At 60.3% G+C, this 26,947-nt stretch carries 25 protein-coding genes; 10 read left to right on the forward strand and 15 right to left on the reverse strand.

What is annotated here, in order from left to right; all coding sequences use genetic code 11:
* Positions 1 to 213: 213 nt before the first annotated feature.
* Together hrpA and aceK are read right to left on the reverse strand one after the other, a co-directional pair.
* Entirely contained in the window at positions 214 to 4,125 is a 3,912-nt protein-coding gene (gene hrpA, locus OC71_RS14250) for an ATP-dependent RNA helicase HrpA (protein ID WP_041070280.1), read from the reverse strand.
* Positions 4,126 to 4,305: 180 nt separating this feature from the next.
* Positions 4,306 to 6,027, reverse strand: coding sequence for a bifunctional isocitrate dehydrogenase kinase/phosphatase (gene aceK, locus OC71_RS14255; protein ID WP_041070282.1), 1,722 nt, complete (start codon positions 6,025 to 6,027; stop codon positions 4,306 to 4,308).
* A 219-nt stretch (positions 6,028 to 6,246) separates the two neighbouring features.
* Here aceK and OC71_RS14260 point away from each other — a divergent pair, with 219 nt between their 5' ends.
* A complete protein-coding gene (locus tag OC71_RS14260) occupies positions 6,247 to 7,140 on the forward strand; it encodes a DMT family transporter (RefSeq protein WP_041070290.1) in 894 nt (297 codons plus the stop codon).
* A 135-nt stretch (positions 7,141 to 7,275) separates the two neighbouring features.
* Here the strand turns inward: OC71_RS14260 and OC71_RS14265 are convergent, their stop codons facing one another.
* Positions 7,276 to 8,139: a DMT family transporter gene (locus tag OC71_RS14265; protein WP_041070292.1), complete on the reverse strand. Its 864-nt coding sequence runs from the start codon at positions 8,137 to 8,139 to the stop codon at positions 7,276 to 7,278.
* A 472-nt stretch (positions 8,140 to 8,611) separates the two neighbouring features.
* Between OC71_RS14265 and OC71_RS14270 the strand changes: the two genes are divergently transcribed.
* Positions 8,612 to 9,136 carry a hypothetical protein gene (locus tag OC71_RS14270; protein ID WP_371260393.1) on the forward strand — a complete coding sequence of 175 codons (525 nt, stop codon included), beginning with the start codon at positions 8,612 to 8,614 and terminating at the stop codon, positions 9,134 to 9,136.
* Positions 9,137 to 9,396: 260 nt separating this feature from the next.
* Here OC71_RS14270 and OC71_RS14280 read toward each other — a convergent pair whose 3' ends face one another.
* The gene (locus OC71_RS14280) at positions 9,397 to 10,335 is read right to left on the reverse strand and encodes an aspartyl/asparaginyl beta-hydroxylase domain-containing protein (RefSeq protein ID WP_041070298.1); all 939 of its coding nucleotides are present in this window, start codon (positions 10,333 to 10,335) and stop codon (positions 9,397 to 9,399) included.
* Between the two features lie 184 nt (positions 10,336 to 10,519).
* Positions 10,520 to 11,494: a cysteine synthase A gene (cysK, locus tag OC71_RS14285; RefSeq protein ID WP_041070300.1), complete on the reverse strand. Its 975-nt coding sequence runs from the start codon at positions 11,492 to 11,494 to the stop codon at positions 10,520 to 10,522.
* A 127-nt stretch (positions 11,495 to 11,621) separates the two neighbouring features.
* Between cysK and OC71_RS14290 the strand changes: the two genes are divergently transcribed.
* The gene (locus OC71_RS14290; RefSeq protein WP_041070302.1) at positions 11,622 to 12,698 is read left to right on the forward strand and encodes a DUF748 domain-containing protein; all 1,077 of its coding nucleotides are present in this window, start codon (positions 11,622 to 11,624) and stop codon (positions 12,696 to 12,698) included.
* Here the strand turns inward: OC71_RS14290 and OC71_RS14295 are convergent.
* Both OC71_RS14295 and OC71_RS14300 read right to left on the reverse strand, forming a co-directional pair.
* Positions 12,695 to 13,192, reverse strand: coding sequence for a helix-turn-helix domain-containing protein (locus OC71_RS14295; protein WP_041070304.1), 498 nt, complete (start codon positions 13,190 to 13,192; stop codon positions 12,695 to 12,697). The genes OC71_RS14290 and OC71_RS14295 overlap by 4 nt on opposite strands.
* Positions 13,180 to 13,410 (reverse strand): DUF4160 domain-containing protein, encoded by a 231-nt coding sequence (locus OC71_RS14300; protein ID WP_041070306.1) that lies wholly within the window; start codon positions 13,408 to 13,410, stop codon positions 13,180 to 13,182. Before OC71_RS14300 ends, OC71_RS14295 begins: the two co-directional genes overlap by 13 nt.
* Positions 13,411 to 13,612: 202 nt before the next feature.
* Here OC71_RS14300 and OC71_RS14305 point away from each other — a divergent pair, with 202 nt between their 5' ends.
* Positions 13,613 to 14,458 (forward strand): MoxR family ATPase, encoded by an 846-nt coding sequence (locus OC71_RS14305; RefSeq protein WP_003222636.1) that lies wholly within the window; start codon positions 13,613 to 13,615, stop codon positions 14,456 to 14,458.
* Between the two features lie 12 nt (positions 14,459 to 14,470).
* Positions 14,471 to 15,649: a VWA domain-containing protein gene (locus tag OC71_RS14310; RefSeq protein WP_027614532.1), complete on the forward strand. Its 1,179-nt coding sequence runs from the start codon at positions 14,471 to 14,473 to the stop codon at positions 15,647 to 15,649.
* A gap of 88 nt (positions 15,650 to 15,737) precedes the next feature.
* On the opposite strand, the gene OC71_RS14315 is transcribed toward OC71_RS14310, so the two are convergent.
* The 4 genes from OC71_RS14315 to OC71_RS14330 form a co-directional block, all read right to left on the reverse strand.
* Entirely contained in the window at positions 15,738 to 16,655 is a 918-nt protein-coding gene (locus OC71_RS14315) for a biotin-dependent carboxyltransferase family protein (RefSeq protein WP_041070309.1), read from the reverse strand.
* Positions 16,652 to 17,356, reverse strand: a complete 705-nt coding sequence (gene pxpB, locus OC71_RS14320; protein WP_041070310.1) for a 5-oxoprolinase subunit PxpB — start codon at positions 17,354 to 17,356, stop codon at positions 16,652 to 16,654. The genes OC71_RS14315 and pxpB overlap by 4 nt, the downstream gene beginning before the upstream one ends.
* Positions 17,353 to 18,105 (reverse strand): 5-oxoprolinase subunit PxpA, encoded by a 753-nt coding sequence (locus OC71_RS14325; protein ID WP_041070312.1) that lies wholly within the window; start codon positions 18,103 to 18,105, stop codon positions 17,353 to 17,355. Before OC71_RS14325 ends, pxpB begins: the two co-directional genes overlap by 4 nt.
* Before the next feature lie 63 nt (positions 18,106 to 18,168).
* Complete coding sequence (locus tag OC71_RS14330; RefSeq protein ID WP_041070314.1) at positions 18,169 to 19,455, reverse strand: MFS transporter; 1,287 nt, start codon at positions 19,453 to 19,455, stop codon at positions 18,169 to 18,171.
* Between the two features lie 158 nt (positions 19,456 to 19,613).
* On the opposite strand from OC71_RS14330, the gene OC71_RS14335 reads away from it, so the two are divergent.
* Positions 19,614 to 20,528: a LysR family transcriptional regulator gene (locus tag OC71_RS14335; protein ID WP_041070316.1), complete on the forward strand. Its 915-nt coding sequence runs from the start codon at positions 19,614 to 19,616 to the stop codon at positions 20,526 to 20,528.
* 95 nt (positions 20,529 to 20,623) lie between these two features.
* Here the strand turns inward: OC71_RS14335 and OC71_RS14340 are convergent, their stop codons facing one another.
* The 3 genes from OC71_RS14340 to OC71_RS14350 are packed head-to-tail and all read right to left on the reverse strand — an operon-like array spanning position 20,624 to position 22,458.
* The gene (locus OC71_RS14340; protein WP_041070318.1) at positions 20,624 to 21,166 is read right to left on the reverse strand and encodes a DUF2937 family protein; all 543 of its coding nucleotides are present in this window, start codon (positions 21,164 to 21,166) and stop codon (positions 20,624 to 20,626) included.
* 14 nt (positions 21,167 to 21,180) lie between these two features.
* Entirely contained in the window at positions 21,181 to 21,957 is a 777-nt protein-coding gene (locus tag OC71_RS14345; RefSeq protein WP_007969599.1) for a class II glutamine amidotransferase, read from the reverse strand.
* 15 nt (positions 21,958 to 21,972) lie between these two features.
* Positions 21,973 to 22,458 carry a hypothetical protein gene (locus OC71_RS14350; RefSeq protein ID WP_041070321.1) on the reverse strand — a complete coding sequence of 162 codons (486 nt, stop codon included), beginning with the start codon at positions 22,456 to 22,458 and terminating at the stop codon, positions 21,973 to 21,975.
* Positions 22,459 to 22,695: 237 nt separating this feature from the next.
* Between OC71_RS14350 and OC71_RS14355 the strand changes: the two genes are divergently transcribed.
* Both OC71_RS14355 and OC71_RS14360 read left to right on the forward strand, forming a co-directional pair.
* On the forward strand, positions 22,696 to 24,750 hold the full coding sequence (locus tag OC71_RS14355) for a S9 family peptidase (RefSeq protein ID WP_041070323.1): 2,055 nt from the start codon (positions 22,696 to 22,698) through the stop codon (positions 24,748 to 24,750).
* Positions 24,751 to 24,955: 205 nt separating this feature from the next.
* On the forward strand, positions 24,956 to 25,429 hold the full coding sequence (locus OC71_RS14360; RefSeq protein WP_041070525.1) for a cyclic nucleotide-binding domain-containing protein: 474 nt from the start codon (positions 24,956 to 24,958) through the stop codon (positions 25,427 to 25,429).
* On the opposite strand, the gene OC71_RS14365 is transcribed toward OC71_RS14360, so the two are convergent.
* Positions 25,426 to 25,710, reverse strand: coding sequence for a hypothetical protein (locus tag OC71_RS14365; RefSeq protein WP_041070325.1), 285 nt, complete (start codon positions 25,708 to 25,710; stop codon positions 25,426 to 25,428). The two genes, OC71_RS14360 and OC71_RS14365, sit on opposite strands and share 4 nt — an antisense overlap.
* Before the next feature lie 81 nt (positions 25,711 to 25,791).
* Here OC71_RS14365 and OC71_RS14370 point away from each other — a divergent pair, with 81 nt between their 5' ends.
* Entirely contained in the window at positions 25,792 to 26,478 is a 687-nt protein-coding gene (locus OC71_RS14370; protein ID WP_041070327.1) for a spermidine synthase, read from the forward strand.
* Positions 26,479 to 26,527: 49 nt separating this feature from the next.
* Entirely contained in the window at positions 26,528 to 26,899 is a 372-nt protein-coding gene (locus OC71_RS14375; RefSeq protein ID WP_007944009.1) for a YajD family HNH nuclease, read from the forward strand.
* Positions 26,900 to 26,947 lie beyond the last annotated feature (48 nt).

Raw genomic sequence — 26,947 nt, forward strand, 5'->3', positions numbered from 1 at the left:
CCACGTGACCCGGCCGAAGGCTCTGGGTCACGAAACCGGCGTTTATGGTCGCGAAGTTTGCCATAAACCCAAGGTTTTGGCGCCTCTCCCGCTAAACGCACTCCCTGTAGGAGCTGCCGAAGGCTGCGATCTTTTGATCTTGATCCTTTAAAAAGCAAAATCAAAAGATCGCAGCCTTCGGCGGCTCCTACAAAGTCCTTGCCTGTCGCGGGTTCAAGCCTCGACCTGACTCCATTGCTTGCTCAGCCGCTTGTCCGAGATCGGCACTTTCGTTCCCAACTGCTGGGCGAACAGCGACACCCGGTATTCCTCCAGCCACCAGCGGTACAACTCCAGCTGCGGATCGCGCTTGCCTTCCTGGGCATGTTTCGCCGCGCGGGTCTGGTATTGCGCCCAGAGGCCGGCCAATTCACCGCTCCAGACGCGATCCTTCTGTACTTGCGCACCGAGTTTTTCGAAACGCTGCTCGACCGCCTTCAGATAGCGCGGCAGCTCCTTGAGCCATTGCATCGGCGTTTCCCGGACAAACCCCGGATACACCAGATGGCTGATTTGCTGCTTGATGTCATTCAGCGCCACAGCCTGAGCCAGATCGATCTTGCCCTTGAAGCGTTTTTGCAGGCCGTGCCACAGCTTGAGGATCTCCAGCGTCAGCCGCGCCACGCGCTCGGCGTGTTCGGTCCAGCTGCCGCGTTTGCGTTCAGCCAATGCGGCGAGCCCGGCACCGTCACGGGGTAACGGGTCTTCGCCTTCCAGAATGCAGCTGTCGAGACTGGCCAGCAGAATGTCTTCGACCAGTGCATCCACTCGGCCCAACTCGCGATATAGCAGGCCCAACTCGGTGATGCCCGGCAGTTTGCTGCGCAGGAACTTCGCCGGCTCCGCCAGTTGCTGCATCAGCAGCCGCTGCAAGGCGCGGCGATGCTGGAATTCGGCTTCGGCCGGGGTCGAAAACCGCCCTTCCTTGACCGTGCCGCCCTCTTCCACCAGCGCCGGATAGACCGTCATCGACAGGCCGGCAATCTTCTGCTGAGTCTTTTCCGCCACCGGGGCAAACACTTTGGCCTCCACCGGTTGCTGACTTTTCGCACTTTGCGGCACGGCCAAAGCCGCTTGGCTGGCTTCGGCGAAGCGCGCGGTGAGCTCGGCCAGATCGCGGCCCTCGCCGAGGAACTTGCCTTGGCCGTCGACGATTTCCAGGTTCATCCGCAGATGGCTTTCGACCTGCTGCGCCGCTTCCGCCCAAGCCTCATCGCTTACTCGGGCGCCGGTCATGCGCAGCAGTTCGCGACCCAGCGATTGCGGCAACGATCCTTCAGCGAAGCTCATGCGCTGCAACGCCGCCTTGATGAAGTCCGGCACCGGCACGAAGTTTTTGCGCAGGGCTTTCGGCAGATTGCGCACCAGCGCAATGCACTTGGCCTCGATCAGCCCCGGCACCAGCCATTCCAAACGCTCCGGCGGCAGCATCGGCAGCAGCGGTGCCGGCACGCGCAGGGTCACGCCGTCGCGCGGGTGATTGGGTTCGAAGTGGTAGCTGAGCGCCAGCTCCAGATCGCCGATGTGCAACGCGTCCGGGTAGTCGCGCGCGGTGACTTCGCTGGCCTCGCGGGCCAGCACGTCCTCTTCGCGCATGATCAGCAGCTGTGGGTTCTTCTGGCTGTTGACCCTATACCAACTGTCGAAGGTCGCGGTCTGGTGAATCTCCGCCGGCAACCGCGCATCGTAGAACGCGTACAGGGTTTCTTCGTCAGCGAGAATGTCGCGGCGCCGGGCCTTGGCTTCCAGTTCGTCGAGCTGTTCGAGCAATTGTTTGTTGGCGCTCAGGCATTTGGCTTTCGACTGAATCTCGCCACGCACCAGGCCCTCGCGGATAAACAGCTCACGCGACACCACCGGATCCACCGGGCCGTAATGCACAGGACGGCGACCGACCACGATCAGCCCGAACAGGGTGATCTGCTCGTAGGCCACGACCTGGCCGCGCTTCTTCTCCCAGTGCGGTTCGAAGTGGTTTTTCTTGATCAGGTGCCCGGCCAGCGGTTCGATCCAATCGGCGTCAATCTTGGCGACCATGCGCGCATAGAGCTTGGTGGTTTCCACCAGTTCGGCGGTCATCAGCCACTGCGGACGTTTCTTGCCGATGCCCGACGACGGATGAATCCAGAAGCGCCGTTGCCGGGCACCGAGGTAATCGCCGTCTTCGGTTTTCTGGCCGATCTGGCTGAGCAGGCCGACCAGCACCGCTTTGTGCAGTTTCGGATAATCCGCCGGCTCTTTATTCAGGCTCAACTGCATGTCGCGGCAGATCAGGCTCAACTGGCGATGGGAATCGCGCCACTCGCGCAGGCGCAGGTAATTGAGGAAATTCTTCCGGCACCAGTTACGCAGTGGGCTGGCCGTCAGCGCTTGGCGCTGTTCTTCAAAACCACGCCACAGATTGACCAGACCGGCGAAGTCCGAATCGCTGTCCTTCCACTGCGCGTGGGCCTGATCCGCCGCTTGCTGACGCTCCGGCGGACGCTCGCGCGGGTCTTGAATCGACATCGCACTGGCGACGATCAGCACTTCCTGCAGGCTGCCGAGTTTCGCCGCTTCCAAGAGCATACGGCCCATGCGCGGGTCCACCGGCAGGCGCGCGAGCTGGCGACCGAGCGGGGTCAGCTGGCTGTTGCGATCCACCGCCGAGAGCTCTTGCAGCAGGTTGAAACCGTCGCTGATCGCCTTGCCGTCCGGCGGCTCGATGAACGGGAATGCAGTGATTTCGCCGAGACGCAGGTGCAGCATCTGCAAGATCACGGCGGCAAGGTTGGTACGCAGAATTTCCGGATCGGTGAATTCCGGGCGACCGAGAAAATCCTCTTCGCTGTACAAGCGCACGCAAATACCAGGCTCGACCCGGCCGCAACGACCCTTACGCTGATTGGCGCTGGCCTGGGAAATCGCTTCGATCGGCAACCGCTGGACCTTGGCGCGATAGCTGTAGCGACTGATGCGCGCGGTGCCGCTGTCAATCACGTACCGGATGCCCGGCACGGTCAACGAGGTCTCGGCGACGTTGGTCGCCAGCACCACGCGGCGTCCCGGATGCGACTGAAAAATCCGCTGCTGTTCAGCCGGCGACAGGCGCGCGTACAGCGGCAGGATTTCGGTGTGTTTGAGCTGGGCCTTGCGCAGCATGTCGGCAGCGTCGCGAATCTCGCGTTCGCCGGGCAGGAACACCAGCACATCGCCGGGACTGCGGCGTTCGCTGCGCTCGTAAGCGGCAATTTCGTCGAGGGTGGCGAGGATCGCTTGATCCACGGTCAGGTCGTCTTCGACGCGGTTGCCTTCTTCATCCTGCTCAAGCGTCAGCGGGCGATACCAGGTTTCAACCGGGAAGGTGCGGCCGGACACCTCGACAATCGGCGCGTCATCGAAATGCTTGGAGAAGCGCTCCAGATCGATGGTCGCCGAGGTGATGATGACTTTCAAGTCCGGACGACGCGGCAGCAGGGTTTTCAGGTAACCGAGCAGGAAGTCGATGTTCAGGCTGCGTTCGTGGGCTTCGTCGACGATGATCGTGTCGTAGCGTTCCAGATAACGGTCGTTCTGGGTTTCCGCCAGCAGGATGCCGTCGGTCATCAGTTTGATCAGGGTGTTGGCATCGCTCTGATCTTCGAAACGCACCTGATAACCGACCAGCGCGCCCAGTGGCGTACCGAGTTCTTCGGCGACCCGGCTGGCCACACTGCGCGCCGCGATTCGGCGCGGCTGGGTGTGGCCGATCAAGCCATGCTGACCGCGACCGATTTCAAGACAGATTTTCGGCAACTGGGTGGTTTTACCCGAACCGGTTTCGCCGGCGATGATCAGGACCTGATGCTTCTCCAGCGCAGCCTTGATCTCATCGCGCTTGGCGGCGATTGGCAGGCTGTCGTCGTAACGAATCACCGGCAGGCTGGCACGGCGCGCCAGCACCTGATCACTGGACGCCTGCAGACGCGTCACCCACTGGGCCAGTTTGGCCTCGTCGGGTTTCTTGCGCAGCTCGAGCAACTGCCGCCGCAGCCGGTGACGGTCGGCGAGCATGGCGTGATCAAGGTTTTTCAGCAGTTTGTCGATGGAGGGCGATTCGTCGGTCATCGGGTACGCAATTCAGTCGTCTATATGTGCAGGGGGCGGATTGTCGCAGATTTGCTCTCGATTGACCTGCTTCCCCTGTAGGAGCTGCCGCAGGCTGCGATCTTTTGATCTTGTTTTTAAAAATCAAAGTCAAAAGATCGCAGCCTGCGGCAGCTCCTACAGGATTGAGGTGACAACGGGTTATTCGTTATCCAGTCCTTTGCGGCGATAAGGAAAGACGTCGATGACTTTCCCGGCGCGAATCGCCTCCTGCAGACCCTTCCAGTAATCGGCGTTGTACAGCTCGCCGTGCAGTTGATCGAACAGTTTGCGCTGCCCGGCATCGGCGAACAGGAACGGCGGAAACTCTTCCGGGAACACGTCCAGCGGCCCGATCGAATACCACGGCTCGGAAGCCATTTCGTCCTCGGGGGTGCGCGGCGCGGGGATGTGGCGAAAGTTGGCTTCGGTCAGGAAACAAATCTCGTCGTAATCGTAAAACACCACCCGCCCGTGACGGGTAACGCCGAAGTTCTTCAGCAACATGTCGCCGGGGAAGATATTGGCCGCCGCCAGTTGCTTGATCGCCAGCCCGTAATCCTCCAGCGCCTCGCGCACCTGCGCGTCGTTGGCGTTGTCCAGATAGAGGTTGAGCGGGGTCATGCGGCGCTCGGTCCAGCAGTGGCGGATCAGCACCGTGTCGCCTTCGACCGAGACCGTCGACGGCGCGACTTCCAGCAGTTCTTCCAGGCACGCCGGATCGAACTTGCTCAATGGAAAACGGAAGTCGGCAAATTCCTGGGTATCGGCCATGCGCCCGACGCGGTCGACACTTTTCACCAATCGGTATTTCTCGATCACCGTCGCCCGGTCGACGTTTTTCGACGGCGAGAAACGGTCCTTGATGATCTTGAACACGGTGTTGAAGCCCGGCAGGGTGAACACGCTCATGACCATGCCGCGCACGCCCGGCGCCATGATGAACTGATCGTCGGTGTTGGCCAGGTGATTGATCAGCGCGCGGTAGAACTCGGACTTGCCGTGTTTGTAGAAGCCGATCGAGGTGTACAGCTCAGCGATGTGCTTGCCCGGCAGAATGCGCCGCAGGAAACCGATAAACTCCGCCGGCACCGGCACATCGACCATGAAATACGAACGGGTGAAAGAGAAGATGATCGACACATCGGCTTCGTCGGTGATCAGCGCGTCGATCTGAATCCCGCGGCCTTCGCGGTGCAGCAGCGGAATCACCAGCGGCCACTGCTCGTCGCGGGTGTAGATGCGCCCGACCAGATAGGCGCCTTTGTTGCGGTACAGCACCGAGGAAAACAGCTCGACGCTCAGCTCCGGATCCTTGCACACCCAGTCCGGCAAATTCTCGCGCAGTTGCGCTTCGAGGCGCTGCAGATCGCCGGGCAGATCGGCGTAATCCTCGCTGAAACGGTAGTCGGCAAAGATGCTCGCAAGCATCGACGACAGCTGACCTTGCGGCTTGTAGGTGCGGGTTTGCGCAGCCCGGGCGCGGCGCAGGCTCGGCCGGGTGGTGTGGATGAACATGCAGCCGTCGCTGATCAGGTCGTGGCTGAACAGCCCGCAGAAGATCGAGTTGTACCAGGTCTCGGACAGCTCATCGTCGAAGCGCAGGTCGATTACGCTGATGTAGGCGCTTTTCACCAACGGCCAGCTGCCGACATTCATCAACGTCTCGTCGTCGAAATGATCGCGCAGGCGGGCGATGGTTTCGCCGACCTTTTCCTCGTAGAGATTGATCCGCGCCGCCGAGGCGGTCTGCGTTTCCTGCCAGCGCGCCTGCTCGAAGCGCTCGCGCGCGCCATCGGTAATCCGCCGGAAGTGCTCGCGGTAATCGTCAAAGCCATCGAGGATCATGCGGGCGATGTCGATGGCTGGCCATTGCTGCGGCATAGATGAGACCTCGGCGTGCAAGTGGAAATCTGTGCCTGAGCTTAGCCACGGAACCGGGTGCAGGTGAAGTGCAATTTCTGCCAAAACCGGAACGCCAGCGCACATCGCTGGCATTTTTCACCAGGCAACCCGCTGCTGAGAATTAAATGCCCGATTAGCGGTTGCCATCGCCGGGGCGCTCGGCAACACTCTCGTCCCGATCAAGGAAGGAGTGCCATCGTGAGCGCTGTCGATATTTTCCGCATGCTGTCGCTGGCAGCCATCTGGGGCGCGAGTTTCCTGTTCATGCGCATTATTGCGCCGGTCATCGGCACCATTCCGACTGCGTTCTTTCGGGTGTCGATAGCGGCCGTCGGGCTGCTGGTGATTCTCGGGTTGATGCGCATCAGCTGGGACTTCAAAGGCAAGCTTAAAACCGTGATGTTGCTGGGCGTGATCAATTCGGGGATTCCGGCAACGCTGTATTCAGTCGCGGCGCAGGTGTTGCCGGCGGGTTACTCGGCAATCTTTAACGCCACCACGCCGTTGATGGGCGTGTTGATTGGCGGGCTGTTTTTCAGTGAAAAACTCACTGCCGCGAAGCTGACCGGGGTGTTTCTCGGCTTGTTCGGTGTCGGCGTGCTGACGCGCGCAGGTCCGGTGGCTTTTGATCTGCCATTGCTCATGGGCGCCCTCGCCTGCCTGCTTGCCACCACCTGCTACGGCTTCGCCGGATTTCTCACGCGACGCTGGCTGGATCACAGCGGCGGGCTCGACAGTCGTCTCTCGGCGGTGGGCAGCATGCTCGGCGCTTCGCTGTTTCTGTTGCCGCTGTTCGGCTACAGCGTGATCACCGCACCACCGGCAAGCTGGGGCGGCTGGAGTGTCTGGCTATCGCTGCTGGGCCTGGGGCTGGGTTGCACGGCGTTCGCCTACATCATCTATTTCCGCTTGCTCAGTTCCATCGGCCCGGTCAAATCGATGACCGTCACCTTCATGATCCCGGCATTCGGCGTGTTGTGGGGTGCGTTGCTGCTGGATGAGCCGCTGTCGATGGCTCACTTGTACGGCGGGGTGTTGATTGCGCTGGCGTTGTGGTTGGTGTTGAAGCCGGCGGTAGCTACAGCCCGCTGATTTGCGGCGTTGATAAGTCAGTCTTCGCGAGCAAGCCAGCTCCCACAGGAGGAATGCATTCCAATTGTGGGAGCGGGCTTGCCCGCGAAGAGGCCGGCCCAGACACTGAAAATGCCCGGGTCGGCCTGAAAGTTTTCAAGCAGTTCTACGGAACACAAACGCCAGACCGACAATGATCAACAGCATCCCCAGCACACTCAGCGCCGCCAGACGATTGCCGAAAATCAGATAGTCCATCAGCGCCGTCACCGCTGGCACCAGATAGAACAGACTGGTGACGTTCACCAGATTGCCCCGAGCGATCAGGCGGTACAGCAACAGCGTCGCCAGCACCGACACCACCAGTCCCATCCACAACACCGGCACGATGAAACCGGCGCTGTGCTCAAAGTGGAACGGCTGAAACGGTACAAATATCCCGCACAACAACAGTCCGGCCAGGTATTGCACCGGCAGCGTGCCAAGGGGATTGTCGGTGATGCGTTTCTGCATGATCGAACCCAGAGTCATGCTCGCCAGTGCAAGCAGGCCAAACAGCATGCCGGCCCAGGACATCCCCGCCAGACCGATCCCCTGGTAAACCACCATGATCAGCCCCGCCAAGCCCAGCGCCAGACCGAACATCCGGCTCGCCGAGCGCTGCCGCTCCATCAACACCACGGTGAGGATCGGCTGTACACCCATGATGGTCGCCATCACCCCCGGCGTGACTTTGGTGTTGAGCGCCAGCAGATAGAAAATCTGATACGCCCCCAACAACACCAGGCCCGTTGCAATCGCGAACAGCATCGGTTTGCCGCCCTTGGGCAGCTTCAACTTGAGCAGCGGCGTCAACAGCAGCAGCCCGCACAGGGCGATCACAAAGCGAATCAGCAGAAAGGCAAAGGGCGAGGCATGGGCCAGGCCCCATTTAGAGAAGATCGCACCACTGCTCCACAGCAGAACGAACAGGCTCGTGGACATCGCCGCGAGCGCGGATTTTTTCGAAAGGACAAACATGAATACCACCTGTAGTCAGGCAAATAGCCAACTCAGCCGAGGCTGAAATTCAGTAGGTGTTTCTGGCGGGCGCAGGGGGTCAGCGGAGAATGCCGATCAGCCCGCAACGCCAACGCCCGGCGGTGATACGACGACGCACACCGGCGTGCTACTGACAGGTGGAGGGTAATGACTGATCTGCCCAGGCTGCTGATTCCCGCACGGCACGACGCCAGCGTTGACCGCTGAATCGACTACCGCGTTGATGAGGGATGCAGGCATTGGGCTGATCTTTTTTGAAGGGTTTGGAGAGTGAATCAGCTGATTCACGAGCGCCGACTATAACCAGCGTGGGACATGGATTGCAACGATTTGGACAAAGGGCCAGCAGGGACAGTTGGCGGCGAGGTGAATAGGCTGATGAGCAACGGATAGGCCCATTGATGGGGAGACAGGGAATGCTCGGGATCACATGCCAAGGGAACGGACATATTTGCGGTATCAGGTCTATCGGTCAGAGGCGCGGAAGCAGGCTGCTATCGTTACCCTTCAACTACAGCTTCAGTTGGAACGCCATGGTCCGACTGCCATCGATTTGTCGAAAGTACGTTTCGAACCTATCGACCAACAAGCACTTCAGGCATCAACTTTCTGGAGAGACCAGCACTTTTGCTGGAATGAGGTCATTGAGTGGAAAGGTCGAGAGCCTTTATCTCTGGACATCGCTATCTGGTTTGAAGAGGAACTGTGCGGGCTGTGTTTCGCAAATCCAAATGCCAGCAAAAACAGAATACGAATTGTGCGCCTGGAGGGACGCCCCTACGAATCCCATCCGTTAAAAAGACGTATCGGGGCACTGGCGATGATTGTGATTGAACAATACGCCCAACTCATAGGCAGCAAGGTTCTCGAGATCCAAGAACCTTTGAAGGGCGCGATTTCACACTATCAAGAGCTTGGCTTCGGCTTCGACGCTGGTGGCCGCCTTGTCAAAACCCTGGAGAACCTAGTATCGTGAAAACTGTTCAATTATCGATCAACACAGGAGGAGAAATGAGCAAATCAACAAAGAAGCCGTCCTCCAGAAAAGAGATACCCCCTCTCGGCAAAAAATCCGATGAGATAACGCTCACTGCGAGTCAGAGGCGTCTGCTGCAGTTACTGATAAAGGGTACTGAAAGCGAAGAGCCGAATGTACTCGCCGCTGGCCGACTTTAGATTTATCAGCAGACGAAAAACCGCTCACCAGGAGCGGTTTTTTTATTTCAACACCCAGCCTCAACCAAACAGCCAATACCCCAGCAACGTCAACACCAGCACCGCCAACACCGGACGCAGGATGCGGTAAGCCTTGGGGTTGCGGCGTTTCCATTGTTTGACCACGCCACTGAACTTGTCGCTGAAGCTCTTGCTCCAGGCATAAGCCTGGTTAATGCCGCCGACACGTTCGTCATCAAGGTTCTGCGGGGCGGTGGCGCGTCCCAGCCAAGCGCTGATGGCGCGGTTGATGCGGGTCATCAGACGGTTGCTCAATGGGCGTTCGACGTCGCAGAACAGAATGACGCGAGTCTGTTCGGTTTCGTTCTTCACCCAGTGCACGTAGGTCTCGTCGAACATCACGTCTTCACCGTCGCGCCAGGCGTAGACCTGACCGTCGACGAAGATCCGGCAGTCGTCGGAGTTCGGTGTCGACAGGCCCAGGTGATAACGCAGCGAGCCGGCAAACGGATCACGGTGCGGGTTCAGGTGGCTGCCACCGGGCAACAGCGCGAACATCGCGCCTTTGACGTTAGGGATCGCACTGACCAGCGCCACGGTTTTCGGGCACAGGGTTTCGGCCGACGGCAGCGGTTTGTCGTACCACTTGAGGTAGAAACGCTTCCAGCCCTTCTTGAAGAACGAGCCGAAACCAGCGTCGTTGTTCTTCTCCGCGGCGCGAATATAGCCCTCATCGAACAGATGCATGGCCTCGTCGCGAATGGTTTCCCAGTTATCGCGCAGCACATCCAGTTCCGGAAACTTGCTGCGATCCAGATACGGTCTGGACGGCACGCCGGAGAACAGGTACATCAGCGCGTTGTACGGGGCGAACAGCGCCGAGTGGTTGACGAACTGACGCAGGACCGGCAAACGCGCCTTGCCGCGCAAATGCACATAGAGGATGCTGCCCACAAACAGCAGCAACACCAACACCTTGGCGGCTAACGAAAAGGTCATCAACGACTCCTTGAATAAAGACAACGCTGCGCAATGCCCTTTAGCCGGCATGGCAGCCGGCCATGATAAACACTACCGGCCTCGGGCAAAACCCGCTGAACCCAAGATTCAGTGTTGAGAATTGCGCAACAAAGCATTTATTAGCATAACGATCCTGAACCCCGGCTGATCTGAGTCAATTCGACTATTGCTGATTCTCCTGCTCGGTGAACAGATCGCTGAACAACATGCTCGACAGATACCGCTCACCGGAGTCCGGCAAAATCACCACGATGGTCTTGCCCTGCATTTCCGGCTTTTCGGCCAGACGCACCGCCACGGCCATGGCCGCGCCGCATGAGATCCCGCACAGGATCCCTTCTTCCTGCATCAGGCGCAGCGCCATGGCCTTGGACTCGTCATCGGTGACCTGCTCCACCCGGTCAACCATCGACAAATCGAGGTTCTTCGGCACGAAACCGGCGCCAATTCCCTGAATCTTGTGCGGGCTTGGCTTGATCTCTTCTCCTGCCAGGGCCTGGCTGATCACCGGCGAAGAGACGGGTTCTACCGCGACCGACAGAATCGGTTTGCCCTGGGTATTCTTGATATACCGCGAAACGCCGGTGATGGTTCCGCCGGTCCCGACACCTGCGACCAGTACATCGACAGCGCCGTCAGTATCGTTCCAGATTTCCGGACCGGTGGTTTTTTCGTGAATCGCGGGGTTGGCCGGATTATCGAACTGCGACGGCATGAAGTATTTGCCGGTATCACTGGCAACGATCTCGGCAGCCTTCTCGATTGCGCCTTTCATGCCTTTGGCCGGTTCGGTCAGGACCAGCTCTGCGCCGAGGGCCTTGAGCACCTTGCGCCGCTCGATGCTCATTGATGCCGGCATGGTCAGCATCAATTTGTAACCACGGGCGGCGGCAACGAAGGCCAGACCGATGCCGGTATTGCCCGACGTCGGTTCGACGATGGTCATGCCCGGCTTGAGTTTGCCGCTGCTTTCGGCGTCCCAGATCATGTTCGCGCCGATCCGGCACTTGACCGAATAACCGGGGTTGCGCCCCTCGATCTTGGCCAGAATGGTCACGCCACGCGGCGCGATGCGGTTGATCTGCACCAGCGGCGTGTTGCCGATGGAATGGGCGTTGTCAGCGAAAATGCGGCTCATGGCTGGGTCCTTATGCAGCGTTGAATTCAGCCTTTCAAGGTATGCCTGTTGCCTGACACAGTCCAGTCGGGTCGAACGTCTGCGACGCGTAACAGTCAATCGCTTACATCGTTCGGGAATTACCGTCATGAAGCGTCGCTACAGCTGGCCAATAGGGATTTTTGCCGTCGTCGTTGTGCTGCTTATCGCCCTGCACATCGCCCTGCCCTACGTGGTGCGCGATTACCTGAACGGCAAACTGGCCGACATGGGTGATTACCGCGGTCAGGTGACCGACGTCGATCTGGCCCTGTGGCGCGGCGCCTACCGGATCAACGGCCTGAAGATCGTCAAGGTCGACGGCAAGGTGCCGGTGCCGTTCGTCAACGCGCCGGTGATTGATCTGGCGGTCAGCTGGCATTCGCTGTGGTACGACCATGCCGTGGTGGCGCAGGTGCAGTTCTTCAATCCCGAGATCAACTTCGTCGATGGCGGCCCCAACAAGCAGAACTCGCAGACTGGTAAAGGCACCGACTGGCGGGCGCAACTGGGCAAGTTGCTGCCGATCACTCTCGACGAGGTGCAGATCCACGACGGCAAGATCACTTTCCGCAATTTCAACTCCAAACCGCCGGTCAACATGAACGCCAGCAACGTCGAAGCGAGCATCTACAACCTGACCAATGTTGTCGACAAACAGGGCAAACGCGACGCCCGTTTCGAAGGCAAGGCAAAACTGCTCGGCCATGCACCGCTGGAGACCAGCGCCACCTTCGATCCGCTGAGCAACTTCGAAGACTTCCAGTTCCGCCTGCGCGCCCGCGACATCGAACTCAAAAGCATGAACGACTTTGCCTCGGCCTATGGCAAGTTCGACTTCAACGCCGGCCACGGCGACGTGGTCATCGAAGCCCAGGCGAAAAAAGCCCAGGTCAGCGGCTACATCAAACCCTTGCTGCGCGACGTCGAAGTGTTCAACTGGCAGCAGGACGTGGAAAACAAGGACAAGAGCATCTTCCGCTCCGTCTGGGAGGCCATCGTCGGCGGCACGGAAACCGTGCTGAAGAACCAGGCCAAAAACCAGTTCGCCACCAAGGTCGAACTCAGTGGCAACGTGCATCAGCAAAACATCAGTGCGTTCGAAGCGTTTTTGCAGATTTTGCGTAATGGCTTCATTCAGGCTTTCAATGCGCGGTATGAGCGGCCGAAGCCGGATGCGGGCTAATTCTTACGATTAACGACATATCGACCAGACTCTTCAGCCGCCAGCGTGGACTTTTGCTGCAATGAGTCCCAACCAAGACAAGCCAAGGCTAATGACCTTGGCACCGCCTCCCGCCCATTACTGTATCGGCTGATGCTGCGGGCACTGACACCCAGCGCCTCGGCTGCCTGATTCAGTGAGAGTCCGGTACGTGCACGCCAATCGATGAAAATCCGAGTGTTTTCATCGACAGTGTTTTGGGCCAGCGCATCCATATAAAGCGTGTCTGCGCCGATCTGTATATCGGGCTCAAGCCATTCGACCGTCCAGCCATTGTCGTCAAGGGTCGCAGCCGCAAACACTTCGGGATCAAGCAATGGTTGCAGACCTGGATAAGCGTGGATATCTCGGCTCAGGTCAAGGGTCAGATCCTGACCATCAATAAAGGTCAGTTTCAATCGAAAACCTGACAGTGCCTGCACAGCCGTCAGACGAGGCCTTTTCATGGGTAACATCGTTTCCAGTCCTCCAGCAGTTGCACTTGATGAGCCGCAACCCAAGCCAGCGCTTCCTTGATAATCAGCGGCGGTGCCTTGCCCGTCATGACGTCGACGGTTTCAAGGCTCAGCATCACGTCCACACCGCCACCGATCAAGTGGACATGGGGTGGCGGGTGATCCTTCTCACGTAACTGAATGCGGTATTTGTCGCGAAATCGGTATTTAGTCGTCATGCCCGACAGACTATCGCCAAATCGGCGATACCTGAATACTGGCCTCTGGCCGAAACCGAGTCAACATGTGACGCCCCATTCAGAGACTGAATAAGCCGTCTGCGTTCACAGTCGACCGGGCTGCGCGTTATAGTCGGGGCATCCGATTTTTTCGCCCCCGCCCTGCCCGTGCAGGTCGGCGTTACCGTTCGAGGATTAGCAGATGAAGTTCGAAGGCACCCAGGCCTACGTCGCCACCGATGACCTGAAGCTGGCGGTCAACGCCGCCATCACCCTGGAGCGGCCGCTGCTGGTCAAGGGCGAACCGGGCACCGGCAAGACCATGCTCGCCGAGCAACTGGCCGAATCGTTCGGCGCCAAGCTGATCACCTGGCACATCAAGTCCACCACCAAGGCCCATCAGGGCCTGTACGAGTACGACGCGGTCAGCCGTCTGCGCGACTCGCAACTGGGCAACGAAAAAGTCCACGACGTGCGTAACTACCTGAAAAAAGGCAAGCTCTGGGAGGCGTTCGAGTCCGAAGAACGGGTGATCCTGCTGATCGACGAAATCGACAAGGCCGACATCGAGTTCCCGAATGACCTGCTGCAAGAACTCGACAAGATGGAGTTCTACGTTTACGAGATCGACGAGACCATCAAGGCCAAGAAACGTCCGATCATCATCATTACCTCGAACAACGAGAAAGAGCTGCCGGACGCCTTCCTGCGCCGCTGCTTCTTCCATTACATCGCCTTCCCCGACCGTAGCACCCTGCAGAAAATCGTCGACGTGCACTACCCGGATATCAAGAAGGATCTGGTCAGCGAAGCGCTGGACGTGTTCTTCGACGTGCGCAAGGTGCCGGGCCTGAAGAAGAAGCCGTCGACCTCGGAACTGGTCGATTGGCTGAAGCTGCTGATGGCTGACAACATCGGCGAAGCGGTGCTGCGCGAGCGCGATCCGACCAAAGCCATTCCGCCATTGGCCGGTGCGCTGGTGAAGAACGAGCAGGACGTGCAGTTGCTTGAGCGCCTGGCGTTCATGAGCCGTCGCGGTTCTCGCTAAGAGGCTGATGCCATGTTGCTCAACCTGTTCAATGAAATGCGTGCCGCCAAGGTGCCGGTGTCGGTGCGCGAGTTGCTCGACCTGATCAACGCTTTGAAGCAGCGCGTGACCTTCGCCGACATGGACGAGTTCTATTACTTGTCGCGGGCGATTCTGGTCAAGGACGAACGGCATTTCGACAAGTTCGACCGTGCGTTCGGCGCCTACTTCAATGGCCTGGAAAAGCTCGACGATCACTTGCAGGCGCTGATTCCCGAAGATTGGTTGCGCAAGGAATTCGAGCGTTCGCTGACCGATGAGGAACGCGCGCAGATCCAGTCCCTTGGCGGTCTGGACAAGCTGATCGAAGAGTTCAAGAAGCGCCTCGAAGAACAAAAGGAACGCCACGCCGGCGGCAACAAATGGATCGGCACCGGCGGCACCAGCCCGTTTGGCTCCGGCGGCTTCAACCCGGAAGGCATTCGGGTCGGCGATGCCGGCAAGCGTCAAGGCAAAGCGGTCAAGGTCTGGGATCAGCGCGAGTACAAGAACCTCGACGATTCGGTGGAACTGGGCACGCGCAACATCAAGGTTGCTCTGCGGCGTCTGCGCAAATTCGCCCGGCAAGGTGCGGCGGAAGAGCTGGACATCGACGGCACCATCGACCACACCGCCAAAGACGCCGGCCTGCTGAATATCCAGATGCGCCCGGAGCGGCGCAACACGGTGAAGCTGTTGCTGCTGTTCGACATCGGCGGCTCGATGGACGCCCACGTGAAGATCTGCGAGGAGCTGTTCTCGGCTTGCAAGACCGAGTTCAAGCATCTGGAGTACTTCTACTTCCACAACTTCATCTATGAGTCGGTGTGGAAGAACAACATGCGCCGCACGTCCGAGCGTTTCTCGACGCAGGATCTGCTGCACAAGTACGGCGCCGACTACAAAGTGATCTTCATCGGTGACGCCGCCATGGCGCCCTACGAAATCACCCAGGCCGGCGGCAGCGTCGAGCACTGGAACGAAGAGCCGGGCTACCTGTGGATGCAGCGCTTCATGGAGAAGTACAAGAAGCTCATCTGGATCAATCCGTATCCGAAGGATACGTGGGGCTATACCTCGTCGACCAATATCGTGCGCGATTTGATCGAGGATCAGATGTATCCGCTGACCCTGCGCGGGTTGGAAGAAGGGATGCGGTTTTTGTCCAAATAAAAAGCCAAAGATCGCAGCCTTCGGCAGCTCCTACAGAAAAATTCGCGTTTCCATGTAGGAGCTGCCGAAGGCTGCGATCTTTTGATCTTCAACCAAAGCGCTGCAAATACTCGACATGCTCGCGGTGCGCGACGTCCTGCACCACCGGCCTCAATCGCACCTGCGCCCCCGGCAGACATTGCGCCAGTCGCGCCAACGCCAACGGCGTCATCGCTCCCAACCGCGGATACCCGCCAATCGTCTGCCGATCATTGAGCAGCACAATCGGCTGTCCATCCGGCGGCACCTGCACCGCGCCCAGCGGAATGCCCTCGGAAATCATCGGCCGGCCCTGATACTGCAACGCCGTGCCCAACAACCGAATGCCCATGCGGTCAGCGCGACTGTCGAGCGTCCATGGGCTGTTGAACACATCAAACAGACTCTGCCCGCTGAACTGGCCGATCTGTGCGCCGAGCACCAGATCCAGCGGTGCATTGAGGCGCAAATCAGGTCGATGCGCCAGCGGCACTTCACGCACCTGCAGAACCGCACCGCGATAACTCAACGTCGCGCCCTTGGTCAGCGGTAACCCCATACCATCCAATCCACCGAGTTCTTCGCGCACCACCGTAGCACTGCTGCCCAGCACCTGCGGCGCATCGAAACCACCGGGCGCGGCCAGATAAGCCCGCGCGCCGAGCAGCGGTTGGGTGAACCTCAATGTTTGCCCTTGGCCCAGTTTGAAACTGCGCCACGGCGCCAGCGCCTGCCCATCGATCTGCGCACCAAGATCCGCCCCGGCCAGCGCCAGCAGGCAATCCTCCTTTGCCACCACGGCAAACCCGCCGAGGGTAATTTCAATCACCGGCAGATCCAGCGCATTGCCGAGCAACCAATTGCCCCAACTCATCGAACACCAATCTGCCGCGCCACCCTGAGTCACGCCCAAATGGCGCACGCCAAAACGCCCGGCGTCCTGCAACAAACACAGCGGCGTGCTGGCTTCAATCGTCAGTCGGCTCATGCCAGCGCCTCCAGCGGTGTGTCATCACCGCCCAGGTTGATGAACTCGGCGTGGCTCACCGCTTCGAAACGCACGGTGTCGCCGGGTTGCATCAGGCTGTAGCCGTCGCGATGACGGTCGAACAGTTTCGCCGGGGTACGGCCGATCAGATTCCAGCCGCCGGGGGACACCACCGGATAAGCCGCGGTCTGCCGTTCGGCGATGCCGACGCTGCCGGCCGCGACTTTTTTGCGCGGGGTGTCCAGACGTGGCGCCGCAAGGATTTCTTCCACCAGCCCCATGAAGGCGAATCCCGGTGCGAAGCCGAGGGCAAACACCTGATATTCGCGAGCGCTGTGCCGACGAATCACCTCCTGCACCGCCAACCCGCTGCGCTGCGCCAACAGGCTCAGTTCGGGGCCGACACTCAGGTCGTACCAGACCGGCAATACATGGCACTGGCCGCTGGTTCGAGCGTTCGGCGACAGATCAATCAACGCTTCAGCGATCAATTCACGGGCCTGATTCGGGCTCAGCGCGGTCAGGTCGTAATGCACCATCAACGTGGTGTAAGACGGCACCAGATCGATCAACTGCGCGCCAAACACCGCACGCAAGCGCTCACTGGCGGCGAGCATCCACGGCATGTTGGCTTCGGCGATTTCATCGAACAGGCGCAGCATCAGGCAATCCACCGCCACCACTTCAATCCGTGGGTTCATGGCGCACTCTGCTGATTCAGGGCCTCGCGAATGCGCCGCACGGCGGCCACCGAACTGGCGTTGTCGCCATGCACGCACAAGGTGTTGGCCTGCAGATGCAGCGCACTGCCGTCGCTGGCGACGAGTTCACCGCCACGGGCGATGGTCAGAGCCTGTTCGATGATTGTTTCTGGTTCGTGATGCACCGCGCCCGGCAGTTGCCGTGAAACCAGTTTGCCGGCGCTGTCGTAGGCGCGGTCGGCGAAGGCTTCGAACCACAGGGTCACGCCATATTCGTCGCCGAGCTGTTGCGCCGCCGCGTTGTCGCGGGTGGCCATCAACATCAGCGGCAAACTGCGATCGTAAGCAGCGACGGCCTGAATCACCGCACGCAACTGTGCCGGGTTGGCCATCATGTCGTTATACATCGCGCCGTGGAGTTTGACGTAACTGACTCGCCCGCCCTGCGCGCGGCAAATGCCGTCGAGCGCGCCGATCTGGTAATGCAGGATGTCTTGCAGCTCTTGCGCGGAATAAGCCATGGAACGCCGACCGAAGCCAACCAGATCCTGATAGGCCGGATGTGCGCCGATCTGCACGCCGTGGCTCAGGGCCAGACTGACGGTCTTGCGCATGATGCCCGGGTCACCGGCATGGAAGCCGCAGGCCACGTTGGCGCAGTCGATGAAGGGCATGACTTCGGCGTCCAGACCCATGGTCCAACTGCCGAAACTCTCGCCGATGTCACAGTTCAATAGCAGGCGGCTCACGGTGAACACTCCTGTAGCTTCTGGTCTTTTTATCTGTAGGACACTTGCCCGGCAGGTTATCAGTTACTGCGCATCCAGTTGCTTGCCACGGGTTTCCGGCAGGCTCAACGCGGCCAGAATCACCACGCCGTAGGACACCGCCGCAAACGCACCGATCCCCACGCTCAGCGGCACCTTCTGGCTGAGCAGGCCAATCAGCAGCGGGAACAGAGCCGCCAGCGCCCGACCGATGTTGTAGCAGAAACCCTGCCCCGAGCCACGAATCCGCGTCGGAAACAACTCGGTGAGAAACGCGCCCATGCCGCTGAAAATTCCCGAAGCGAAGAAGCCCAGCGGAAAGCCCAGCCACAGCATCACCCCGTTGCTGACCGGCATTTGCGTGTACAGCAAGACGATGGTGAACGAGCCGACTGCGAACAGGATGAAATTCTTTTTGCGTCCCAGCAGGTCAGTCAGATAAGCGCTGATCACATAGCCGACGTAGGAGCCGACAATCACCATCGCCAGATACCCGCCAGTGCCGAGCACACTCAAGCCGCGTTCATTCTTGAGGAAGGTCGGCAGCCACGAGGTGATCGCGTAGTAACCGCCGAGCGCGCCGGTGGTCAGCAAGGAGGCGCGGAACGTGGTGAACAGCATGCCCGGGGCAAAGATCTCGTAGAACTTCGCCGGGTTTTCCGGGGTTTGCGCCGCCTTGGCTTCGCGGTAGATTTCCGGGTCTTTCACCAGCCGCCGCACGAAGATCACGAAAATCGCCGGGACGATGCCGAGGATGAACAGCGCTCGCCAGGCCTCTTCCGGCGGCAAAACCGAGAACAGCAGCGCATACAGAATCGCCGTCAATCCCCAGCCCAAGGCCCAACCGCTCTGCACCATGCCCACCGCTTTGCCGCGATCCTTGGCGCGGATCACTTCACCGATCAGCACCGCGCCAGCGGTCCATTCGCCGCCGAAACCGAAGCCCATCAGGGTGCGGGCGATCAGCAGCTGTTCGTAGTTCTGCGCGAAACCGCAGAGGAAGGTGAAGAAGGCGAACCACAGCACCGTCAGTTGCAGGGTGCGCACGCGGCCAATGCGGTCGGAGAGAATCCCCGCCACCCAGCCGCCGATGGCCGAGGCGATCAGGGTGCTGGTGTGAATCAGCCCGGCCTGTCCGGTGGTGATGCCCCACATGGCGATCAGGGTCGGCACCACGAAGCTGAGCATCTGCGTGTCCATGCCATCCAGGCCATAGCCGATCTTGCAGCTCCAGAAGGTGCGACGCTCTTGCTGATTGATGTTGCGATACCAGTCGAACGGTCCGGGGCGGGCCGTGCTCTTGGGGAGGTCGAGGGTGTCGGGCGCACGCATGGCAAGTCTCCGCAGGCTTTTATTGGTCTTGTTCGAAGTTCCGACGACGCCTATCGTGGGAACCGGATGCGCCGATTTTTCGTCGCCCGGCCCTGCTGCGTCCAACGAATAAAAACCCGCCTTAGGCATAAGAAAAATTTGTCACCCGAGCCGTTGCCATGAACCTGAAGTTTCTCGAGACCTTTGTCTGGGTCGCCCGGCTGAAGAGTTTTCGCCTGACCGCCGACAAGCTGTTCACCACCCAGGCGTCGATTTCCAGCCGCATCGCGGTGCTCGAAGGCGAGCTGGGGGTGAAGCTGTTTCTGCGCGATTCCCGCGGCGTCAGCCTGACGCCCGAAGGCCTGAAGGTGCTGGATTACGCCGAGCAGATGCTCGACACCATGTCGGCGCTAAAGCAATCGATCGAGACCCGTTCAAGCAAGGTCGGCCGGGTGCGCATCGGGGTGATGGACACGGTAATCCACACCTGGCTCAGCCCGTTGGTGGCGCAGATGACCGAACGGTATCCGCGGGTGGAAATCGAGCTGGTGGCGGATACCTCGCTGAATCTCTGCGATCAGCTGCAAAAAGGCTTTCTCGACATCGTTCTGCAAACCGATCTGGTGCGCCACGAAAGCGTGCGCAGCCTCGAGCTGGCCAGCCATCCGCTGGGCTGGATCGTCGCCAGCAACTCGATCTACAACCGCGAGTACGCCGACCTTGGTGAGCTGGCGCAGGAACGGATCATCACTTATTCGAAAAACTCCCGACCGCATCAGGATCTGCTGGCATTGATGCAGGCCAACGGCGTGCTCGCGCCACGCCTGAACTGCGTGAATTCAGTGTCGGCGATTACCCGGTTGTTAGGTGATGGATTCGGCATTGGCGTATTGCCGCCGGTGCTGGTGGCCGAGGAACTGGCGCGGGGTGAAATGACTTTGCTCGACATCGACCAACGCCCGCCGAATCTGCAGGTGGTGGTGTCGTGGCGGGTGGGCGTTGAGTGGGTCGAGGAGATGGTGACGTTGTGTCAGCAGGTGCTGGAGCGATATGCGCGCAAGGTGGGTGAAAAGTACATTGTCTTGAGTAGCTGAAAAGCAAAAGATCGCAGCCTGCGGCAGCTCCTACAGGGAAACGCATATTCCCGTGTAGGAGCTGCCGCAGGCTGCGATCTTTTGCTCTTGACCTTTTACAAGCCGCGCACATCGCGGTCTTCAATCGGCCGGCTCTGGCGCAGACGCCGCCCACCGAGCACCACCCAGTCAATCAGACGAATCAGGCACTCGATGCCGAACGACAGCAGCAACGCGCCGCTCATGCCCCAGATCATCGCTTCCGGAGTCAGCAGGATCTGGTAGCTGTAGCCGTTCCAGGTTTCCTTGCGAATATCCGGGTCGGCGGCCAGCACCACTTGCAGGAAGCGGATGTACCACGGGCCCTGCATCGCCTGGAATTGTTTATCCAGCGCTGTCTGGCGGATGAGCAAGGTGCTCAGGCTGTCGGCATCGCTGCGAAATACCGGGTCGTCACTGGCGCGGTAATGCGCGACCAGCGCCTGCAAATCGCCCTTGAAGAACTGCTCGGCGGTGCCTTGAAAACCGCGCAGAGCGGTCTGCGCTTCGATCAGATGGGCTTCGACGCGTTTGGCATAATCGTTGATGAACCCCGGCACCTGGACACCGATCAACAGGCCCGCCGCAAACAACACCAGCCGTAGATAACTGAGCAACATCGAGGAGAGATCCTTTATTCGGTCGTGCCCTGGCTGACGCATTCGCCGCGTCGCCACAGGCTCCATTGGCCCGGTTGGTAACGGGTCCAGGTTTCGTTTTCGGTCAAAGGCTCGGTGGCGATCACCGTGACCACGTCATTGGGCGTGGTTTCTGCCTGGAAATCGACGATCACATCGACATCCTTGAGTCGCGCCGGGCCGAACGGTGCGCGCCGGGTGATCTGTGCCAGTTTGGTCGAGCAATAGCAGAACAGCCAGTCGCCGTCGCTGAGCAGGCAGTTGAACACGCCTTTGCTGCGGTATTCAGCGCAGGCAGCAACCAGATCCGGCAGCAGCACTTCTATATCGACCGGTTCCGGGAAGGCTGCACGCACGCGGTTGAGCAAATCGCAGAACGCCGCTTCGCTGTCGGTGTCGCCCACCGGGCGGTAGAAGCTCTTGATCGGGGTGAAATCGGCGAGCTGGCCGTTGTGCGCGAAACACCAGTTACGGCCCCACAGTTCGCGGACGAACGGGTGGGTGTTGGACAGGCAGACCTTGCCGACGTTGGCCTGACGAATGTGGCCGATGACCACTTCGCTCTTGATCGGATAGCGCTGCACCAGATTGGCGACTTCCGACTCGCTGCTGGCGGCCGGGTCCTGAAACAGGCGCAGACCGCGCCCTTCATAGAAGGCGATGCCCCAGCCGTCGCGGTGCGGGCCGGTACGCCCGCCGCGCTGCATCAAGCCGGTGAAGCTGAACACGATATCGGTCGGCACGTTGGCACTCATGCCCAGTAGTTCACACATGTGCTGACCTCGTGATTACAGACGCGGCTCGACGCGCATGCGCTGCGGATTGTTCGGCAATGGCGGGCGACCGTAGCGGTCATCACCGGCAGCGCCGAACGGCTGATCATCGGCACGCGCCGCGGCCTTGGCGGCTTCGGCCTGCTCGCGACGGGCGCGTGAGGCGCGTTCGATCGGGAAGCGGATCAGCACGAAAATCAGGTAGATGCCGAACGCAATCATGCCGTACATGAACAGGTCGGAAATCGCCCGCCAGGCGTTGTTACCGACCTTGAAGGCCAGATCCAGCGCAGTAATGGCGATCGACGGTGCAACCTTGGCTTTCACCGGATCAATGATGGTCGGGCTGAACAGCAACACCGCCATCAGCACCCGCAGCGGCTCGCGCAGCCAGCGCCACATCCAGCGGGTCAGGCGCATCCATACCAACAGGCAGCCCACAGCGGCGAAGGCGTAGAGGCCCCAGGCGATCAGATAGTCGTTCTCGGTCATGGTGTCCATGGCAAGGCAGGCAAAGAGGCGCTTATAGTAACGACTTTTCGCCTGTCAGGCTTGTCCCAATGCCAGACGGCCAACAGCAAACCCTGTGGGAGCGAGCTTGCTCGCGAAAGCGTCGGGTCAGTGAAACAAATGTCATCTGACAGGACGCCTTCGCGAGCAAGCTCGCTCCCACAGGAGAGTGCGATGGTTTCAAGAGCTGCGAAAACCATTATTCCGAATATTGTCCGAGAGCCTTCCATGCCCGAATCCGCCCACGTCATCCGCGCCCCGATCGCCCACAAGGCTGCCGGTGCCGACCCGTATGCCTGGCTGCAGGAACGCGACACCGACGCGGTGCTCGACTACCTCAAGGCTGAAAACGCCTATCAGGAAGCACAGACCGCCGATCAGGCCGCCCTGCGCGAAAGCCTGTTCGAAGAGATCAAGGGCCGGATCCTCGAAACCGACCTGTCCCTGCCCTCGCCGTGGGGGCCGTATCTGTATTACACGCGCACCACGGCGGGTGACGAATACGCCCGGCATTACCGCTGCCCGCGTCCGGCCGACGACAGCCTGACCCTCGACGAGAGCCGCGAGCAACTGCTGCTCGACCCCAACGTGCTGGCCAACGGCGGCTTTTTCTCGCTCGGCGCGTTCAGCATCAGCCCGGATCACCAGCGCCTGGCCTACAGCGTCGATGCTTCGGGCGACGAGATCTACACGCTGTTCGTCAAGGAACTGGCCAGCGACAAGATCAGCGAGCTGGAATTCCAGGACTGCGACGGCAGCATGACCTGGGCCAACGACAGCCTGACCTTGTTCTTCGGCGTGCTCGACGACACCCATCGCCCGCACAAGCTGTTTCGCTATCGCCTCGACGGCACCGCTGCCGAAGAAGTGTTCCATGAGCCGGACGGACGTTTCTTCCTGCATTGCTACCGCTCCAGTTCCGAGCAGCAATTGCTGCTGACCCTGGGCAGCAAGACCACCAGCGAAGTCTGGGCCCTGGACGCGCATCAGCCGCACCTGCCCTTCACCTGCCTGGCGCCCCGGGTCGAGGATCACGAATACGATGTCGACCACGGCGCGCTGGATGGCGCGTGGACCTGGTTCATCCGCACCAACCGCGACGGCATCAACTTCGCCCTGTATCAGGCGCCGGACACCGGTGTGGTGCCGAGCGAGGCCGACTGGCAGAACCTGATCCCGCACAGCGACACAGTGATGCTCGACGGCGTGACGCTGAACACGGCGGCCATGACCCTGAGCCTGCGCGAAGGCGGTCTGCCGATCATTGAAGTTCATCCACAGGGCCAGACGCCGTATCGCGTGCAATTGCCGGACGCGGCTTACAGCCTCTATGTGCAGAACAGCCTGGAGTTCGAAAGCGACCGCATCCGTCTGCGCTACGAGGCATTGAACCGTCCGGCGCAGGTGCGGCAGTTGCTGCTGGACAGCGGCGAACAAACCGTCCTGAAAGAAACCCCGGTGCTCGGCCCGTTCGACGCCGACGCCTACGTCAGCCAACGCCTGTGGGCTACCGCGCCGGACGGCACGCAGGTGCCGATCAGTCTGGTGATGAAACGCGAGATGGTCGGCAAACCGGTGCCGCTGTATCTGTATGGTTATGGCGCCTACGGCTCCAGCCTCGACCCGTGGTTCTCCCACGCGCGCCTGAGCCTGCTGGATCGCGGCATGGCGTTCGCCATCGCCCACGTGCGTGGCGGCGGTGAGCTGGGCGAAGCGTGGTATCGCGCAGGCAAACAGGAACACAAGCACAACACCTTCAGCGACTTCATTGCCTGCGCCGAATTTCTGATCCTCAACGGCATCACCACCGCTGAGAAACTGGCGATCAGCGGCGGCAGCGCTGGCGGCTTGTTGATTGGCGCAGTGCTGAACCAGCGTCCGGACCTGTTCGGCGTGGCGATTGCCGAAGTGCCGTTCGTCGACGTGCTCAACACCATGCTCGACCCCGATTTGCCGCTGACCGTCACCGAATACGACGAGTGGGGCAACCCCGCAGAGCCGGACGTCTACGAGCGGATCAAGGCGTACGCGCCGTACGAAAACGTCACCGCGCAAGCTTACCCGGCAATGCTGGTGATCGCCGGCTACAACGACAGCCGCGTGCAGTACTGGGAAGCCGCCAAGTGGGTGGCGAAACTGCGCGCGACCAAGACCGACGACAACGTGCTGCTGCTCAAGACCGAACTCGGCGCCGGGCATGGCGGCATGAGCGGGCGTTATCAGGGATTACGTGACGTAGCGCTCGAATATGCATTTGTGTTCAAGGTTTTGGGCCTGGCCTAGGAACTCCATCGGTCACTTGGGTCTTAACTCCAGACCCAGGAGGCCGATACTCATGAACCCGTGTAGGAGCTGCCGAAGGCTCGGGCCGCGATCGGACGATCTTTTGATCTTGCCTTTCAAAATCAAAAGATCGCAGCCTTCGGCAGCTCCTACAGGGGATCGTGTAGTGCCTGAAAACCGTGAAAACAATAAAGACCGCAACGACATGTCAGAACCGACCTTACTGAACAACGAAATCCGCGACTGGCTGATGGACTGTGGCCTGTTCGATCAATTGCAACTGGCGGACTTCGCCGCAGCCTCGGGCTACTTCAGCATCAGCACCGTGGCTGAAGGTGAAGCGATTTTCCGTGAGGGCGATGCCGGCAGTTTCATGTGCATCCTCCACACCGGTCAGGTCGCGGTGCAGAAAACTGGCCCTGACGGCCAGGTCATCACCATGGCCACCCTGCGCAGCGGTCGGGCGTTCGGCGAAATGGCCGTGCTCGATGGTGAGCGCCGTTCGGCGACCTGCGTCGCGGCGAGCAACTGCCAACTGCTCAACCTGGGCAAGGACTCACTGGAAAAGATGCTCAACGACGCGCCGAAGATCGCCGCCAAGATCATTCGCGCCCTCGCCGTGTCCCTTTCCAAACGCCTGCGCATGGCCGACGGCCAACTGGCGGCGCAACAGGTTTAACCGCCGGGGGATTTGGCCTTGGTGCTGTTCGGCTCGATGCCCGGCACCGGTTGATCCTTGCTTGGCGGGCTGGGCATTTCGATTGGCACCAGCGGCGGGCTGCCACTGCCGGCGCCGGCCTTCGGTGCGCTGATCGGGGTGATTTGCGGATACGGCGTTGGCGTGGCGGTACCCGGCGAGCCGGGTTGCGGCGTCGGGCTGACCGGAATGGTCTGCTGCGCCTGCACTGCAGTAATCGCGAGCGCGGCCAGGGCAATGGCCGTTAGAATGGTGCGCTTCATCAAGGGCTCCGTTTGGCCTCTAGTCTGCGTTCAGGCTACTCCCAACGGGCCTGCTTGCCTTCCCCCCTTGTAGAGATTTCCATGAAACGTTTCGTTCTGCTCGACACCACGCCGATCCCTGATAGCGGCGGCGCCCTGTGCCTGTTCGAGTATGGCGAGGATTTCGTCATCAAGATCCAGGGCGGCGACGGCGGGCAATTAATGAACACGCGCATGCACGGTTCGGAAGATGCGCTGGCCGAGATTCCTTGCCGCAAGGTGGCCGGACGGCCGAATTCACGGGTGCTGATTGGCGGTCTGGGCATGGGCTTCACCCTCGCCTCGGCGCTCAAGCATCTGGGCAAGAGCGCCGAAGTGGTGGTCGCCGAGCTGGTGCCCGGCGTGGTCGAGTGGAACCGCGGCCCGCTCGGGGAAAAGTCCGGGCGCCCGCTGCTCGATCCGCGCACGGTGATCCGCCAGGACGACGTCGCCAAGGTCCTGCAGAGCGAGCCGAACGGCTTCGACGCAATCATGCTCGACGTCGACAACGGTCCTGAAGGCCTGACCCAGAAGGCCAACAGCTGGCTGTATTCCGCCGCCGGTCTGAACGCTTGCGCCAAGGCCCTGCGGCCCAAGGGCGTGCTGGCGGTGTGGTCGGCCAGCGCTGACCGGCAGTTTTCCGACAAATTGAAGAAGGCCGGGTTCAAGGCCGAAGAAGTCCAGGTGTTCGCCCATGGCAACAAGGGCACCCGCCACACGATCTGGATTGCCGAGAAGCTCAAGGGCTGAGCTAAACTCTGCACATAACCGTCATTAGTCTTTTTACTAAGGTGAACCCATGAGTTCGTCCACCCCGACCAACACGTCGAAGCTCGATCGCATCCTTGCCGACAACCAGCGCGACAAGGAAATGGGCTACCGCGACAAGGCCCTGAAGATGTACCCGCACGTCTGCGGCCGCTGCGCCCGTGAGTTTTCCGGCAAGCGCCTGAGCGAACTGACCGTGCACCACCGCGATCACAACCACGACAACAACCCGCAGGACGGCTCGAACTGGGAACTGTTGTGCCTGTATTGCCACGACAATGAGCACTCGCGCTACACCGACCAGCAGTATTTCGGCGAAGGCTCGCTGAGCACACCGAAAATCGCCAAGGCCACGCATAACCCGTTTGCCGCCCTCGCCGGCCTGATGAAAAAAGAAGACTGATCTTCATTGCCATTACTGGCCCCATCGCTGGCAAGCCAGCTCCCACAA

The sequence above is a fragment of the Pseudomonas sp. W15Feb9B genome, from assembly GCF_000828175.1.
Lineage (GTDB): Bacteria > Pseudomonadota > Gammaproteobacteria > Pseudomonadales > Pseudomonadaceae > Aquipseudomonas > Aquipseudomonas parakoreensis.

What these genes read in the sequence shown, in the direction of transcription:
- hrpA (WP_041070280.1), bottom strand. Translation starts at nt 4,125, where the DNA reads ATGACCGACGAATCGCCCTCCATCGACAAACTGCTGAAAAACCTTGAT.
- aceK (WP_041070282.1), bottom strand. Translation starts at nt 6,027, where the DNA reads ATGCCGCAGCAATGGCCAGCCATCGACATCGCCCGCATGATCCTCGAT.
- OC71_RS14265 (WP_041070292.1), bottom strand. Translation starts at nt 8,139, where the DNA reads ATGTTTGTCCTTTCGAAAAAATCCGCGCTCGCGGCGATGTCCACGAGC.
- OC71_RS14280 (WP_041070298.1), bottom strand. Translation starts at nt 10,335, where the DNA reads ATGACCTTTTCGTTAGCCGCCAAGGTGTTGGTGTTGCTGCTGTTTGTG.
- cysK (WP_041070300.1), bottom strand. Translation starts at nt 11,494, where the DNA reads ATGAGCCGCATTTTCGCTGACAACGCCCATTCCATCGGCAACACGCCG.
- OC71_RS14290 (WP_041070302.1), top strand. Translation starts at nt 11,622, where the DNA reads ATGAAGCGTCGCTACAGCTGGCCAATAGGGATTTTTGCCGTCGTCGTT.
- OC71_RS14295 (WP_041070304.1), bottom strand. Translation starts at nt 13,192, where the DNA reads ATGTTACCCATGAAAAGGCCTCGTCTGACGGCTGTGCAGGCACTGTCA.
- OC71_RS14300 (WP_041070306.1), bottom strand. Translation starts at nt 13,410, where the DNA reads ATGACGACTAAATACCGATTTCGCGACAAATACCGCATTCAGTTACGT.
- OC71_RS14305 (WP_003222636.1), top strand. Translation starts at nt 13,613, where the DNA reads ATGAAGTTCGAAGGCACCCAGGCCTACGTCGCCACCGATGACCTGAAG.
- OC71_RS14310 (WP_027614532.1), top strand. Translation starts at nt 14,471, where the DNA reads ATGTTGCTCAACCTGTTCAATGAAATGCGTGCCGCCAAGGTGCCGGTG.
- OC71_RS14315 (WP_041070309.1), bottom strand. Translation starts at nt 16,655, where the DNA reads ATGAGCCGACTGACGATTGAAGCCAGCACGCCGCTGTGTTTGTTGCAG.
- pxpB (WP_041070310.1), bottom strand. Translation starts at nt 17,356, where the DNA reads ATGAACCCACGGATTGAAGTGGTGGCGGTGGATTGCCTGATGCTGCGC.
- OC71_RS14330 (WP_041070314.1), bottom strand. Translation starts at nt 19,455, where the DNA reads ATGCGTGCGCCCGACACCCTCGACCTCCCCAAGAGCACGGCCCGCCCC.
- OC71_RS14335 (WP_041070316.1), top strand. Translation starts at nt 19,614, where the DNA reads ATGAACCTGAAGTTTCTCGAGACCTTTGTCTGGGTCGCCCGGCTGAAG.
- OC71_RS14340 (WP_041070318.1), bottom strand. Translation starts at nt 21,166, where the DNA reads ATGTTGCTCAGTTATCTACGGCTGGTGTTGTTTGCGGCGGGCCTGTTG.
- OC71_RS14345 (WP_007969599.1), bottom strand. Translation starts at nt 21,957, where the DNA reads ATGTGTGAACTACTGGGCATGAGTGCCAACGTGCCGACCGATATCGTG.
- OC71_RS14350 (WP_041070321.1), bottom strand. Translation starts at nt 22,458, where the DNA reads ATGGACACCATGACCGAGAACGACTATCTGATCGCCTGGGGCCTCTAC.
- OC71_RS14355 (WP_041070323.1), top strand. Translation starts at nt 22,696, where the DNA reads ATGCCCGAATCCGCCCACGTCATCCGCGCCCCGATCGCCCACAAGGCT.
- OC71_RS14360 (WP_041070525.1), top strand. Translation starts at nt 24,956, where the DNA reads ATGTCAGAACCGACCTTACTGAACAACGAAATCCGCGACTGGCTGATG.
- OC71_RS14365 (WP_041070325.1), bottom strand. Translation starts at nt 25,710, where the DNA reads ATGAAGCGCACCATTCTAACGGCCATTGCCCTGGCCGCGCTCGCGATT.
- OC71_RS14370 (WP_041070327.1), top strand. Translation starts at nt 25,792, where the DNA reads ATGAAACGTTTCGTTCTGCTCGACACCACGCCGATCCCTGATAGCGGC.
- OC71_RS14375 (WP_007944009.1), top strand. Translation starts at nt 26,528, where the DNA reads ATGAGTTCGTCCACCCCGACCAACACGTCGAAGCTCGATCGCATCCTT.